Consider the following 12,916-nt stretch of genomic DNA (forward strand, 5'->3'; position numbering starts at 1 on the left):
GCGCGGGGCCCGGCGCGGGGCCGGCGGGCCGGGCGGGGCGGCAGGGGGCTCCAGCGTGCCTCGAGGCGGCCGCGACGCGCACTCCGGCGGACGTCGAGCCCTCCCCCCTCCCCCCGGCAGGCCGGTGAACGGGCGGTGTTCGGGCGGGAGTTGCGCCGTACGCCCTCACCTCTCCCCCGCCACCGGCCCGGCAGGCCCCGCGGGTGGGGCGGGAGGGGGCCGGCGCCGGGGGCCGGGCCGCACCCGGCCGCCTGGGCGTGCCGCCCCCCTGCCGCCGCGATGCCGCCGTCCGGTTCATCGGCCGGCGCACGGACTTCAGCCCGCCGGCCGGCGTTTCGTCCGCGGTGCGAGGGGCCCTGCTCCGCCACCCCCTGGGGCGGGGTGGCGGGGTGGGCGGGGTGGCGGGGTTCAGGAGGTGCGGTAGGCGACCCGTTCGGCCATGGCGGTCAGTTCCTCGCGCCATACGGGGTCGATGGGTGCGCCGGCGATGGCGGTGCGGCCCTGGTCGACGAGGGCGGCGATGTGTTTTTCGACGTCGTCGGGGACGCCGGTGTCCAGCAGGCGGCGGCGTACCGCGTCGGGGGTGTGGCCGGGGGTGGTGATCATCTGGTGGATGCGGGGGTCGCGCTGCATCGCCCAGCCCAGCAGGAGGGTCATCTTGTGCTGGCTGAAGTCGAGTCCGGCGGGTTTGCCGGTGGCGGCGGAGTCGCCGAAGGCGTCCAGCAGGTCGTCGCGGAGCTGGAAGGCCTCGCCGACCGCTTCGCCGTAGCGTTCGAAGGCGGGGGCGAGGTCGGGGCGGCCGGCCGCGCCCGCGCCGAGGGCCAGCGGACGGTGGATGGTGTAGTGGCCGGACTTGGCCAGGGCGATCCAGCGGGAGAGCTGGGGGTCGACGTTGAATTCGGCGGCCGCGGTCATGTCCATGTACTGGCCGATCATCAGCTCCGAGCGCAGCCGGTGCCAGACCGCGTCCGCCGCCGCGGGCACGGGGGCCATCAGCTGCTCGGAGTAGACCAGGGCCAGGTCGCCGACGAGGAGGGCGACGCCCTCGCCGTAGCGGCGTGACTCGCCCTGCCAGCGGTGGTGGCGGTGCAGGGCGCCGTGGCGGGCGTGGACGGTGGGCAGGCCGCGGCGGTGGGTGGAGGCGTCGATGATGTCGTCGTGGATGAGGGCCGAGGCGTGCAGCATCTCCAGGGCCGCGGCGGCCGCGACGACGGCCGTGTCGCGGGGGTCGCCGTCGGCGGCGAGGTAGCCGGCGATGCAGAAGGCGGGGCGGATGCGTTTGCCGCCCGCGGCGACCAGCTCGCTCAGTGCGTCGACGGCGCCGACCGCGCGTTCATTCACCGCCACCCATAACTCGTGCTCGGCGGAGAGGAATGTGCGCAGATGTTCTTCCATCTGGTGCAGCAGATCGTCGCGGGTGCGGCGTGCCGTCGCCGCCCATTCCTGTTCCGTGCCGATACAGGTCATTTCCATGGCCACAGCCTTTCGGTGTCGGGGGTGGGCACTGAAGGGGGGGTGGGTGCTGAAGAGGGGGTGGGTGACGGCGGCGGAGAAGGGGCCCGTCGCCTGCGTGCACAGCACGGCGGGCGGCCGGTGCCGCCAACAGGGCCGCACGGGGCGGGAGTTGGTACGGCGGGGCAGGGGGTGCCGGTGGGAGAGGCTAGCGGGGCGAGCCTGCGGCGGGGCGGGGTCCGGGTGCGGCGCCCCTGGAGGAAAGCTGGAGTTCCCCCGCAAGAAAGGGGAATCTAGAGTTCCCCTTTAGGGGGGATCGATTACGAAAAGAAAAATTTAACGCCGCTGGATTGCCGCTCTCTTCCCGGCGGGGTGCACGTTGACACCCTGGAGGCGCTCGTGGAACTCTCCGATGTGCGTCCATGGCTGCGGCTGGGCAGCGTGGGCATCTGGGCACCAACCGGGGGGATGGAATGCGCATGAGGTCCGTATCCAAGGGACATATCGGGTCCGGTGCGTGCCGGGCCGCATTCGCGTCCGCCGGAATTTCCTGACCGGTACCGCCCGTTCACCGCGGCGTCCGTCAGCAGCCCCGCACCGTCGGGCCCCGGACCTGCCGCCCCTCTCTTCCTTGCGCGGGATCCGTCGATCCCTGGTCCTTTCTTCACCACGGTGTCCGGCACGGTTTTCCTTTTTCTGGGGCCGGCCGGGTGCGGGGCGCGTTCAGCTCATGAAGGAGATTCGCATTGGAGTTTCACTCATGCCCGAGGAACCATGCCCGGGACTTACCCGTCGCGGCCGGCTCCGTCCTGTGTGCTCTCTGCGTCGAGCAGCTGGAGCGTAATCTTCGTGTCCTTCCCGGACTTCACCAGGAGGGGCTGCACCACATTCTTTCGACGTCCCGCCGCAGGAACCCGACGAAGGTGTCGGGCAGCCGTCGGCGCGATCACCTGAATATTTCCGCGCTCGATGCCAGGAACAATATTCTCGCCATCCTGGAGTCGTGGTCGGGGTATGTGGTGGAGAAGCTCGGGCAGGCCGCGCCGGGGCGTTCCGTCCCGCATCTGGCGGGTTTTCTGATACGTCATCTGGAGTGGCTCGCAGCCCAGGCGCCGGCCGTGGAATTCGCCGACGAAGTCGAAGGCCTGCACCAGGAGTCGCTGCGGGCGATCGACCCCGAACCCGACGAGCAGCGCCCGCCCGCCATCGGGTGCGTGGTGCAGGACTGCCCGGGGACGATCAACGCCGCGCCGCCCGGCGACCCGGCCCGCAGCGCCGGTGTGAGCTGCACGTCGGGGCATTCCTGGGAGATGCGCGAACTGCTCACCATCCGCCACCGCATGGACCGGCAAGGGAAGGACGCCGCATGAACCGACCACCACGCCACCGTCTGGTACCCACCAATGTGGCCGCTCTGGCCACCGGGGTGTCCGAAGCGACCATCCGCAAGTGGGTGAGCCGGGGGAAGATCACCCGCTACGGCACGCCGGGACGCTCGCAGTTCGACATCGAGGAGCTCACCGAGATCGCGCTGCAGCGCAGCACCTCCCCCACGCCCGCACCCGCGCCCGCCTCCTGCGGTTCCTGACGTGCGCACCGCCCGGCGGGTCCGGGCGGGCCGGCGGCGGCGCGGGGGTCCACCGGTGCGGCGCCGGCATCACTCCGGGGTGGTGCCGGCGCCGTCGGGTGCCGGGCCGGTGGCCAGGGTGCGGGTCAGGGCCCGGTCGGTGAGTGCGGCGGCGGCTCCGGTGTAGTTCTCGGGGGCGAACAGGTCGCCGCCGGGCCCCTGTTGGGCCAGGGCGGCGACCTGGGGGTCGGCGCGCAGCACGTCGGCCAGGGCCAGGCCCTGCTCGGCGGCGCGGGCGCAGGCCCGCTCCAGCAGGGCGCGGGCGGGGGCCGGGCCCAGGTGGCCGGCGAGGACCGCGGCGATCTTCTCGGAGACGATCTGCCCTGCGGTCAGGGCGGTGTTGGCGCGCATGCGGTCGGCGTCGACGCGCAGGCCGGCGGCGAGTTCGGCGGCCTGGCGGGCCGCTCCCCCGGCCAGCCGCAGCAGGGCGCGCAGCGGCTCCCATTCGGCGTGCCAGGCGCCGGCGGAGCGTTCGTCCTCGCTCAGCATGCAGCCCAGGACGCCCGCCGCGAGCGGGGGTGCCTGCAGGGCGGCGGAGCGGATCGCGGCGGAGAGGACGGGGTTGCGTTTGTGCGGCATCGCCGAGGACGCGCCGCGCCCGGCGGGGCCCGGTTCGTGGACCTCGGCGACCTCGGTGCGTGCCAGTGACAGCACGTCCACGGCGATCTTGCCCAGGGCGGTGCAGGTGAACGCGGCGGCGTGGGCCAGGTCGGCGACGGGGGTGCGCAGCACGTGCCAGGGCAGCAGGGGTGCGCTCAGGCCCAGTTCGGCGGCGAAGGCGGCGCTCAGGTCGCGGGTGTGGGCGGCCGTCTCGGCGGTGGCGGGGGCGTGCTGGAGGTAGCCGGCCAGGGTGCCGGCGGCGCCGCCGAGCTGGACGGGTGCGCGGGTGTGCCAGTGGGCCAGTTTCTCCTCGGCGTCCAGGACGAGGTGGCGCCAGCCGGCCGCCTTGCAGCCGAAGGTGGTGGGCACCGCGTGCAGGGCCAGGGTGCGTCCGGCCATCAGGGTGTCGCGGTGGGCGCGGGCCAGGCGTGCCAGGTGGTGGGCGGTGCGGGCCAGGTCGGCGCGGATCAGGTGCAGGGCACGGTGGGCCACCAGGACGCAGGCGGTGTCGAGGATGTCCTGGCTGGTGGAGCCGCGGTGCACGTAGGCGGCCGCCTCACCGTCCCGGGCGGCCACCTGTGCGGTCAGGTCCTTGACCAGGGCCACCACGGGGTTGGCGCTGTGCCGGGCGCGGGCGGCCAGGGCAGGCAGGTCGAAGTGTTCGGCGCGGGCCGCGGCGGTGATGGCCGCGGCGGCGGTCTGCGGCACCGTGCCCAGGCGGGCCTGGGCGCGGCTGAGGGCGGCCTCGGCGTCCAGCATGGCCTGCAGCCAGGCGCGGTCGCAGACCGCCGCGGCCACCGGGGTGTCCGCCCAGACGGGGGCGAGCAGTCCGCCCTCGCCCGCACCCACCGGCCCGTACGCCGCACCGCTCTCCGGCACTTCGGCGGCAGGCATGCCGCTCTGCGGCATCTCCTCCCGCGGCATCTCCTCCTGCGGCATCTTCTCCTGCGGCATCTCGGCGGCGGGCGCGCCGGCCGGCGCGAGGGGGGCGGGGTCAGCGGGGGGCATGCGGGCTCCTTGGGTCTCGGCCGGATGCCGGCCCGGTCGCCGGCCGGCCCTCGGCCCCGACGGGAGCGGCAGGGCGGGCGATGAGGCGGGTGAGGGCGGCGGCGGGGTGGGTGAGGGCGGCGCGGGCGATGGCGTCGGCGTCGGTGAGGGTGAGCGAGCCGACGCCGGGCCGGATGCCCGCGGCGGTCACCCAGTGCACGCCTTCGGTGGGCACGCCGAAGGCGAAGCGGCGCGGGTGGGGGCGCCCGGCCGCGTCGATGAGGTGGAAGGGGCGGCGGGTGACGGCCAGTCCGTCGCTGTCGTGGGGCTGCTGGGTGCGGGCGGGGATGCGGTGGGTGGTGCACTGGCCGCGCTCCAGCAGATCGCGCAGGAGTACGTCGCCGGTGCGCGCCAGCGTGGTGGCGGGCAGCCGGGCCTCGATGAGGAGGTCCGCGCGGCGGGCGGAGCCGGGCACCATCGGGGAGTGCGCACGGTAGCCGCCGGCCTCGGCCCTCACCCGCAGGCCGGGCCCGAGCACGCTCAGGACGCCGGCCTCGATCAGGGCGGTCATCTCCTCGATGCGGCGGGCCGGCGGGCCGATGGAGAGGTGGGCGTTGAGCGGGGTGTACCAGCCGTCCAGGTCGGTGCGGTGGGAGTCGCCGTGCAGCCCGGCGTGGTCGACGGCCAGGCGGACCTCGTTGCGCACGTCGCGCAGCACGTCCAGGGCGGCCTTGAGGGGGTTGCTGACGTTGCCGGCGCGGGCCTCGGCGACGTCCTGGCGCAGGTGGTCCACGAGCCAGCCGGTGAAGTCCTCCGGGCCGGTGAACTGCCGGTCGCGGTAGGGGCGGGCCAGCGTCTGCCAGTCGAAGCGGTACTTCTCGCCGATGCCGTAGGCGTCCAGGACCGCGGGGCGCTGCTCGGGGGCGGCCGCCAGGTAGTCGGCCTGCAGCTCATCGGCGCGGGTGCGGTGGCCGCGGGAGGTGAACAGGGTGCGGTAGTAGACGGTCTCGACCTCGTGGGCGATCAGCGGCCACAGGTGCTCGGTGAAGTCCAGGCCGTGCGCGCCCTGGGCGCGGCGCAGCGCCTCCAGCCGCTCGGCGGTGAGCACCAGCGGTTCGTGGCGGCCGTGGGGGCCCTTCTCGTTCTCCCCGCGGGCCTGGTGGGGGATGCCGCGCCGGGAGCCGGCCAGCAGGCGCGGCTCACGCCCCGAGGGCTGGTAGAGCAGCCGCCCCGCGCTGCGGGTGAAGGTGCCGCCGCGGCCGTGGGTGAGCTGGGCCAGGTAGTCGAAGAAGTTCAGCCCCAGGCCGCGCAGCAGCACCGTGGCGTGCTCCGGCACGGCCTCCAGGCCGACGTCGGCGGGGTTGGCGGGCGGGATGTGGGCCAGCGACAACTGCCGTGCGCGGGCGGCGAATTCCGCCTCGGCCGCGGTGGGCCGGGCCGGGAGGTGTCCCTGGCACAGGATGACGGCGTCCAGGTCCTCCAGCAGGCTCTCATCGCTCAGCCGCACCCGCTGCAGCGGCGCACTGCCCTGCCCGCGGGGTGCGCCGGCGGGGCGGGGGTCCTCCTCCAGGGCCAGGGCGCGGCAGCGGTGGGCGGTGATCGTGACGGAGGCGGGGGCCTCCCGCACGATGCGCCGGTAGGCCCAGCGCAGGTAGTGGCCGTAGAAGGCGCGGGTGGGATAGGAATCCGGGCCCAGGGCGCGGGCCTGGTCCAGGACGCTCTGCGGATACCCCTCCCCCGCGCCGCCCCCGGCGTCCCCGCCGGGGCCCTCGTCGGCGTCCCCGCCGGGGTCCTCGCCGGGGTCCTCGCCGGTGTCCCCGTCGGCCAGGGCGGCGGCCCAGGCGTGGAGGCTGGGCCCGGGCTCCAGGGGGCCCTCCAGGTCGACGGTGGCGTCGGTGAACACCGATATCTGCCCGGCCACGGTGTTCATCAGCAGATGCGGTGACTGGTCGGTGCGCCACACCTGCCCGGCACCGGGCGGGTAGGGGTCGACGACGTGGATGTGGACGGTGTGCTCCGCGGGCTGCGAGCGGGCGTTGGCGCACAGCCGCTCCAGGACGGACAGCCCGCGCGGTCCGGCACCGATCAGGCAGATCGTGCGGTGGAACATGGTCATGTCGGCCGTTTCTGCTGGTCTCACCAAGGGGCGGGAGCGCGGCGCGGGCCGGCGCCGCACCCGAAGGCGGCGCCGCTCACGTCCGGTCCGGGGAAAACACCCTCCCGTTGCCGCCGCCCCGTACGGGCCGGGCTGCGTGGGGATCGGGTGCTCCGGCACGCACGCCCCGCCCGGCCCCTGCACGGGGCAACTCCCCCTTGAAGGGGCGGGCATGGAACACGTGCGGCAGGGGTGGCTCCGAACGGCCGAGGACCGCGGCCCGGGCAAGCGGGGCCGTCCAGTCGGTCCTCGGCGCGGTGGTTGCGCGCCCCGTCACCCGCTGTCGCGGGGCGGGCGGTAGCCGTTCACCATGCCGCCTCCCGCATGACCGGCAGCGGCACAGAGCCCCTGCCTCCGTACTCCTTCGTCGGCCCGTTGCGGGCCCCGGCAGCCGGCGGGCAGGCTCCGCCACCGATACCGGGCGCGGGGCCGCCGCTTCGGCCGCTGCTGCCGTCATGGCCGGCGTGGCGGCCGTGGCCGTAGGTGGTGCTGGTGGTGCTGGCGGTGGTGTTCACGGGCCTGCTCCTTTCCGTATCGGCTCCGGTTCCGGCGTCTCTTCGCATTCCCCGGCCGTGCGGGTCAACTACGTTTCTTTCAAGGGCAGTTGACGGTCGCCCGGTCCATTCGCCCCGGCCTTGGCGCCGGGGGCCGGCGCCCGCGCGGGCCGCCGCGGAAGCAGGAACGACGGGCGGGCGGGACCAGCGCAAAGGGCGCGGCAGACACAACGGGCGGGGCAGGCCGAGCGCGCGGGGCGGGGGAAGAACACCGCCCCTTCTTTCCCTTGCAGGTATTCCGCGCCGGGTCCAGGAATGAGAGAGCGCCCAATTCCCTTTCCCGGTACGGCGTTCGGGCAGGGTGGACGCACCAGAATCGTGACACGCGGTCCGGCCCCGCGCCTAGAGCGCCTGGGCGTGGTGTGGGTCACGCACCCGCAGCACGCCGGCCAGAAGGCCCCCGGGCCCCCGGTACGGGGCGAGGACGTGGCGCCCGCCCCCTGGATAAGACGAGACGAGATGAGGCGAGGTGAGGTGCGGCAGGCGCCGGGCACAGGGCACCGCCCCCGGGGGGAAGCCGGCTCCCCGGGGGCGGTGCGTGCAAAAGGCGGTGCGGGTGGTGCTCAGGTGGTGGCGCCGGTGGCGGTGGGCTGGGCCACCGCTTCCTCGCCCGGTTCGGCGTCGGCCTCGGCGAGCACGTTGCGCGGGGTGGCGTCGACCTTCTGCATCAGGGCGACGACCAGGGCGGCGGCGACGGCCACCAGGATGGCGCCGATGCGGAAGGCGCGGGAGGCGCCGTCGGACTGCGCGACGGTGGGCAGGACGCCCTCGCCGATGTGGTCGGTGGTGTAGCGGATGGCGACCGGGACGAGGGTGGCCAGGCCGAGCGCGCCGCCGATCTGCTGCATGGCGGTCTGCACGCCGGAGGCCAGGCCGGAGTCCTTGCCGGTGACCTGGTAGAGCGCGCCGTTGACCAGGGCGGGGTAGCACATGGCGCTGAAGATGCCGAAGACGAGCATGCCGGGCAGGACGCCGCCGACGTAGGAGGAGTCGGCCTCCAGGGTGCTGGCGACGAACAGGCCCACGGCGGCGCCGCCGAAGCCGATGGCCAGGACCGCCTTGACGCCGATGCGCGGCATCAGGGCGGAGGCCGCGCCCATGCCGGCGCCCATGGCGAAGGCCAGCGGCACCACGGCCATGCCGGACTTGATCGCGGAGTAGTCGAGGACCTGCTGCATGTAGAGGATGAGCAGGAAGGCGTAGCAGTGGAAGCTGGCCAGCAGCGCCAGGGTCACCACGTTGGAGGTGACGCGGGTGCGGTTGGTGAAGAAGCGGATGGGCACCATCGGGTCGGGGGTGCGCACCTCCCACAGGGCGGCCAGGAGCAGCACGCCGACGCCGGCGAGCAGCGGGATGAGGACGGTGGAGGAGCTCCAGGAGTGGTCGGCGGCCTTGATCAGGCCGTAGACGACGGCGACGAGGCCGCCGGTGATGGCGACGGCGCCGACGACGTCGACGCTGCGGCCCTCGCGCTCCATGCGGCTCTCCGGCATGACCCGGGGCACCAGGATGAGTGCGGCGATGGCGATGGGGATGTTGATGTAGAAGATCCAGCGCCAGTCGACGTACTCGGTCAGGGCGCCGGAGACGACCGATCCGATCACGCCGCCCAGGGCCGCGGTGCCGCCCCACACGCCCAGCGCCTTCATCCGCTCACGGGCGTCGGGGAAGAGGATGGGGATCATGCCCAGGGCGGCCGGGCCGCACAGTGCTTCGCCCAGGCCCTGGACGAAGCGGCTGGAGACCAGCATGCCCGAGGACATCGCCGCGCCGCAGGTGGCCGAGGCGAGACCGAAGCAGACCACGCCGACCATGAAGATCTTGCGGCGGCCGAACATGTCGGCCAGCCGGCCGCCCAGCAGCAGGAATCCGCCCGCCATCAGGACGTAACCGTTGATCACCCAGGCGAGGTCGCCCTTCGGATTGAAGGTGAGGTCCTTGTCGATTTCGGGGAGCGCGACGAGCACGATCGTGACGTCCATGACGAGCATGAACTGGATCGCCGCGAGAACGGCCAGTGCTTTCCATCGCCGCGGGTCGCCGGCGGGGGCCTGTGCCCCGCCCGTGGACTCTTTGTCGAGAGTACTCATGGCCTGGTTACTTCCTCCGGATAAAGGTGCGACCCAACTAGGCCGTCCGCGCGGACATTCCGGCCGGCGCCGGTCGGTGGCCGCGCCCGCTGTGCGCGGGGTGGCGGCGTCTTCACCGGTACGACGAAACAGGGCCGCCGAATGTGAGGGGGCCGGCGCGGTGGGCGGGAACCGAACGGGGGTGGGAGCGGGGCGGGGTGGGGTGGTCAGCCGACCAGGTAGCGCTGGATGGTGGGGGCGACCAGAGCGATGACGTCGTCGACGGAGGCGGAGGCGAGCGGCTCCAGTTTCACGACGTAGCGCAGCACGGCCACGCCCCAGACCTGGGCCTGGGCGGCGTTGATGTTCATGGGCGGCACGCCGAGGGCGCGGGCGACCTCGTCGAAGTCCTTGGCCGGCTCCTGCAGGGAGTCGGCCAGCTGGCGGAAGATCTGGCGGGACATGAAGTCACGCATCCGGGCCGCGCCGTCCTCGCCGCTGAAGACGGCGCTGAAGGCGGCCAGGAGCTGGGGGCGGGCGGCGGGGTCCTCCCACTTGGACAGGGCGGCCCGCAGCAGGCTCTCGGCCAGTTCGGCGCGCTGCCCGCTCAGCGAGGCCGCCCCGGCCTGGGCCAGGGCGTCGCCGATGTCGTCCAGGGCGCCGGCACCGTCCGCGCCCGGCCCGGGGCGGGCGTCCTGCCCGGGGTGGGCGTCCTGCCCGGGGTGGGCGGGCTGGCCGTCCTGCGGGGCCGGTGCGGTGCGGGCCTGGTGTGCGGCGTGGGACATCTCTTCTCCTTCTGGGACGGGGAGTTGGGCAGGGCGGGGGCCTTCGCCGCTCCTTTCCTGCCCGCCTCGGCGTGAGGCCTGCCGGATACCGGCTCGACTCCGGCCGGATGCGGGCTGGGCCTCTGCTGGACGGCCGGGGGCGGCTCAGAGGGAGGGCGGCTCAAGGGGGGGCTGGAGGGGTCAGTCGATGCCGCGTACGACGTGGGGTTCGACGATGTCGTCCTCGTCGATGCCGGCGAGCCGGAGCGGCGGGGTGCGCGGCGGTGCGAGGGCGGTGTCCCGGGAGGGCCGGGGGTGGTCCTCTTCGCTGTCGTGCACGTGATCCTCCTGCCGGTTGGGGCCAGTAGCGGTAGTGGTCGTCGGACGTACAACAGGGGCCCGCGGCGTCTAAGGGCGAGGGAAGGCGGGCGGGTTCACGCCGGGCGCGTCGGGGCGGCGGCGGGCGGCGTTCTGGGCCAGGGGGGTGTCAGTTGTGGGCTGCGAGGCCGTGCGGGGCGCTCTGTGCGTGGGTGATGTTGCGGTGGATCTCGAGCGTGGCCGTCGAGCGGTTGAGGGTGATGTAGTGCAGTCCGGGGGCGCCTTCGGCCAGCAGCCGCTCGGCCATGAGCGTGGCGTGCTCGACGCCGATGCGGTGGCCCTCGGCGGGGTCCTCGCGGGCGGCCTCCAGGCGGTGGGCCAGCGCTTCGGGGAAGGCGGCGCCGCTGAGTGCGGCGAACCGGCTGATCTGGCGCACGTCGGTGGCCGGCATGATCTCGGGGATGATCGGGGTGGTGCAGCCCGCGGCCGTCACCCTCTCGCGCAGCCGCAGGTAGTCCTCGACGTGGAAGAACATCTGGGTGATGGCGTAGTCGGCGCCCGCCCGGCACTTGGCGACGAAGTGGCGGATGTCGCTGTCCCAGTCGGCCGAGCGGGGATGGCGTTCGGGAAAGGCGGCCACGCCGACGCTGAACTCCCCCGACTCCTTGACCAGGCGCACCAGTTCATGAGCGTGGGCCAGGCCCTGGGGGTGGGCGGTCCAGGGCCCGCCCGGGTCGCCGGGCGGATCACCGCGCACAACCAGCACGTCACGGACGCCGGCATCGGCGTACTGGCCGATGATGTGGCGCAGTTCGGCCACCGAGTGGCCGACCGCGGTCAGATGGGCGACCGGGCGCAGCGTCGTCTCGGCGGCGATGCGCTGGGTGAGCTCCACGGTCCGCTCGCGGGAGGAGCCGCCGGCGCCGTAGGTGACCGAGACGAAGGCGGGGGCGAGGGTCTCGATGCGGCGGATGGTGCGCCACAGCTGGCGGGCGGCGGACTCGTTCCGGGGCGGGAAGAACTCGAAGGAGAAGCTGGGGGCAGGGCCGGCGACGACCTCGCGCAGGCTGCTCATGTCCGCTCCTGCGGCGGGAACGGAGAGGCAGGCGAGCGCAGGCCGCCGCTCGGCTCCGGCCGGGGCGGGGCGGTGATCTGCACACGGGCCTCCAGGACGGAGGTCTTCAGGACGGAGGTCTTCAGGGCGGGGGCCTGCGCCCGCAGCGTGGGGCCCGCCGTCCTGCGGGTCGCCATCACGCGGCGGGCCAGGGCCCGGCGCGGGGCGGCGGTGTGTTCGCGGGGCGGGCGGGTCATGAGGTGCTGCCCGTGAGCGGTGTCTGCAGGGTGCGGGCGGCGGCGGGCCCGTAGGTGTCCTCGATGCGGGTGAGCAGGTCGGCGGGCAGGAGCTTGTACTCCTGGGTGCCGACCGATTCCAGGACGGTGGTGGCCAGGGCGCAGCCGAGCTGGGCGGCGCGTTCCTGGGGCAGTTGCCAGGCGGTGGCGGCCAGGAAACCGGAGCGGAAGGCGTCGCCGGCGCCGGTGGGGTCGGCGATGGTGCCGGCGGGGACGGCCGGGACGTTCAGGCGGGGGCAGCCGGCGCGGTCCAGGCTGACGCCGTCGGCGCCCCGGGTGGTGATCCAGGTGCCGGTGCGCTCAAGGAGCTGGGCCCGGCTCCAGCCGGTGCGTTCCTGGAGCAGGGCGGCCTCGTACTCGTTGGTGAACAGCCAGCGGGCGCCGTCGACGAGGCGGCGGGCCTGGCCGCGGTCGAGGCGGGCCAGCTGCTGGGAGGGGTCGGCGGCCAGCGGGATGTTCAGGGCATGGGCGGCGGCGGTGTGGCGCAGCATCGCGGCCGGGTCGTCGGCGCCGACCAGGACGAGGAGGGGGGTGCCGGTGCGGGCGGTGACGGCGGCGAGGTCGATGTGGGCGGCCTCGGCCATGGCGCCGGCGTAGAAGGTGGCGATCTGGTTCTGGTCCTCGTCGGTGGTGCACACGAAGCGCGCGGTGTGCAGGGTGTCGCTGACCTGGACGGCGGAGGTGTCCACGCCGTGTTCCTCCAGCCAGCGGCCGTACTCGGCGAAGTCCAGGCCGGCCGCGCCGATCAGGACCGGGTTCAGCCGGAGCAGGCCCAGGCCGAAGGCGATGTTGGCGGCGACACCGCCCCGGCGGACCTCGAGCCGGTCGGCGAGGAAGGACAGGGAGACGCGCTCCAGTTGCTCTTTGATCAGCTGCTCGGCGAAGCGTCCGGGGAACACCATCAGGTGGTCGGTCGCTATCGATCCGGTCACGGCGATACGCACGGAAGAAAGCACTCCCTTGAAGCTGGGCCCGGCGGTGGAGAGCGGCGAAGGCCGGCGGGCAACGGGCAGGGCGGGCGAGACGGCGACGCGGCGAGG

The 12,916-nt window shown here is 74.1% G+C and carries 12 protein-coding genes; 2 read left to right on the forward strand and 10 right to left on the reverse strand.

All coding sequences use genetic code 11. The annotated features are described in order from the left end of the window. Positions 1-408: 408 nt before the first annotated feature. Positions 409-1,473 (reverse strand): polyprenyl synthetase family protein, encoded by a 1,065-nt coding sequence (locus ACZ6B8_RS16255; RefSeq protein ID WP_471070674.1) that lies wholly within the window; start codon positions 1,471-1,473, stop codon positions 409-411. A gap of 902 nt (positions 1,474-2,375) precedes the next feature. On the opposite strand from ACZ6B8_RS16255, the gene ACZ6B8_RS16260 reads away from it, so the two are divergent. Together ACZ6B8_RS16260 and ACZ6B8_RS16265 are read left to right on the forward strand one after the other, a co-directional pair. Further along, positions 2,376-2,822, forward strand: coding sequence for a hypothetical protein (locus tag ACZ6B8_RS16260; protein WP_471607592.1), 447 nt, complete (start codon positions 2,376-2,378; stop codon positions 2,820-2,822). After that, complete coding sequence (locus tag ACZ6B8_RS16265) at positions 2,819-3,040, forward strand: MerR family transcriptional regulator (protein WP_471070680.1); 222 nt, start codon at positions 2,819-2,821, stop codon at positions 3,038-3,040. Before ACZ6B8_RS16260 ends, ACZ6B8_RS16265 begins: the two co-directional genes overlap by 4 nt. Positions 3,041-3,109: 69 nt before the next feature. On the opposite strand, the gene ACZ6B8_RS16270 is transcribed toward ACZ6B8_RS16265, so the two are convergent. The 9 genes from ACZ6B8_RS16270 to ACZ6B8_RS16310 all read right to left on the reverse strand — a co-directional run bounded on the left by ACZ6B8_RS16270 (position 3,110) and on the right by ACZ6B8_RS16310 (position 12,820). Continuing rightward, positions 3,110-4,573: a nitrosuccinate lyase gene (locus tag ACZ6B8_RS16270; protein WP_471607911.1), complete on the reverse strand. Its 1,464-nt coding sequence runs from the start codon at positions 4,571-4,573 to the stop codon at positions 3,110-3,112. A gap of 100 nt (positions 4,574-4,673) precedes the next feature. Then, complete coding sequence (locus ACZ6B8_RS16275) at positions 4,674-6,782, reverse strand: FAD/NAD(P)-binding protein (protein WP_471607593.1); 2,109 nt, start codon at positions 6,780-6,782, stop codon at positions 4,674-4,676. Positions 6,783-7,126: 344 nt separating this feature from the next. Next, positions 7,127-7,336: a hypothetical protein gene (locus ACZ6B8_RS16280; RefSeq protein ID WP_471070686.1), complete on the reverse strand. Its 210-nt coding sequence runs from the start codon at positions 7,334-7,336 to the stop codon at positions 7,127-7,129. 602 nt (positions 7,337-7,938) lie between these two features. Continuing rightward, complete coding sequence (locus ACZ6B8_RS16285) at positions 7,939-9,465, reverse strand: MFS transporter (RefSeq protein ID WP_471070690.1); 1,527 nt, start codon at positions 9,463-9,465, stop codon at positions 7,939-7,941. A 206-nt stretch (positions 9,466-9,671) separates the two neighbouring features. Continuing rightward, positions 9,672-10,229, reverse strand: coding sequence for a TetR/AcrR family transcriptional regulator (locus ACZ6B8_RS16290; protein WP_471607594.1), 558 nt, complete (start codon positions 10,227-10,229; stop codon positions 9,672-9,674). A 180-nt stretch (positions 10,230-10,409) separates the two neighbouring features. Next, complete coding sequence (locus ACZ6B8_RS16295) at positions 10,410-10,547, reverse strand: hypothetical protein (RefSeq protein ID WP_471070695.1); 138 nt, start codon at positions 10,545-10,547, stop codon at positions 10,410-10,412. A gap of 148 nt (positions 10,548-10,695) precedes the next feature. Further along, positions 10,696-11,601, reverse strand: coding sequence for a methylenetetrahydrofolate reductase [NAD(P)H] (gene metF, locus ACZ6B8_RS16300; RefSeq protein WP_471607595.1), 906 nt, complete (start codon positions 11,599-11,601; stop codon positions 10,696-10,698). Next, positions 11,598-11,837 (reverse strand): hypothetical protein, encoded by a 240-nt coding sequence (locus tag ACZ6B8_RS16305; protein ID WP_471607596.1) that lies wholly within the window; start codon positions 11,835-11,837, stop codon positions 11,598-11,600. The genes metF and ACZ6B8_RS16305 overlap by 4 nt, the downstream gene beginning before the upstream one ends. Next, positions 11,834-12,820 (reverse strand): carbohydrate kinase family protein, encoded by a 987-nt coding sequence (locus tag ACZ6B8_RS16310; protein WP_471607597.1) that lies wholly within the window; start codon positions 12,818-12,820, stop codon positions 11,834-11,836. The genes ACZ6B8_RS16305 and ACZ6B8_RS16310 overlap by 4 nt, the downstream gene beginning before the upstream one ends. Positions 12,821-12,916: the final 96 nt, after the last annotated feature.

The organism is Streptomyces sp. NPDC041122 (genome assembly GCF_055592445.1).

What these genes read in the sequence shown, in the direction of transcription:
- ACZ6B8_RS16255 (WP_471070674.1), bottom strand. Translation starts at nt 1,473, where the DNA reads ATGGAAATGACCTGTATCGGCACGGAACAGGAATGGGCGGCGACGGCA.
- ACZ6B8_RS16265 (WP_471070680.1), top strand. Translation starts at nt 2,819, where the DNA reads ATGAACCGACCACCACGCCACCGTCTGGTACCCACCAATGTGGCCGCT.
- ACZ6B8_RS16270 (WP_471607911.1), bottom strand. Translation starts at nt 4,573, where the DNA reads ATGCCTGCCGCCGAAGTGCCGGAGAGCGGTGCGGCGTACGGGCCGGTG.
- ACZ6B8_RS16275 (WP_471607593.1), bottom strand. Translation starts at nt 6,782, where the DNA reads ATGACCATGTTCCACCGCACGATCTGCCTGATCGGTGCCGGACCGCGC.
- ACZ6B8_RS16285 (WP_471070690.1), bottom strand. Translation starts at nt 9,465, where the DNA reads ATGAGTACTCTCGACAAAGAGTCCACGGGCGGGGCACAGGCCCCCGCC.
- ACZ6B8_RS16290 (WP_471607594.1), bottom strand. Translation starts at nt 10,229, where the DNA reads ATGTCCCACGCCGCACACCAGGCCCGCACCGCACCGGCCCCGCAGGAC.
- metF (WP_471607595.1), bottom strand. Translation starts at nt 11,601, where the DNA reads ATGAGCAGCCTGCGCGAGGTCGTCGCCGGCCCTGCCCCCAGCTTCTCC.
- ACZ6B8_RS16305 (WP_471607596.1), bottom strand. Translation starts at nt 11,837, where the DNA reads ATGACCCGCCCGCCCCGCGAACACACCGCCGCCCCGCGCCGGGCCCTG.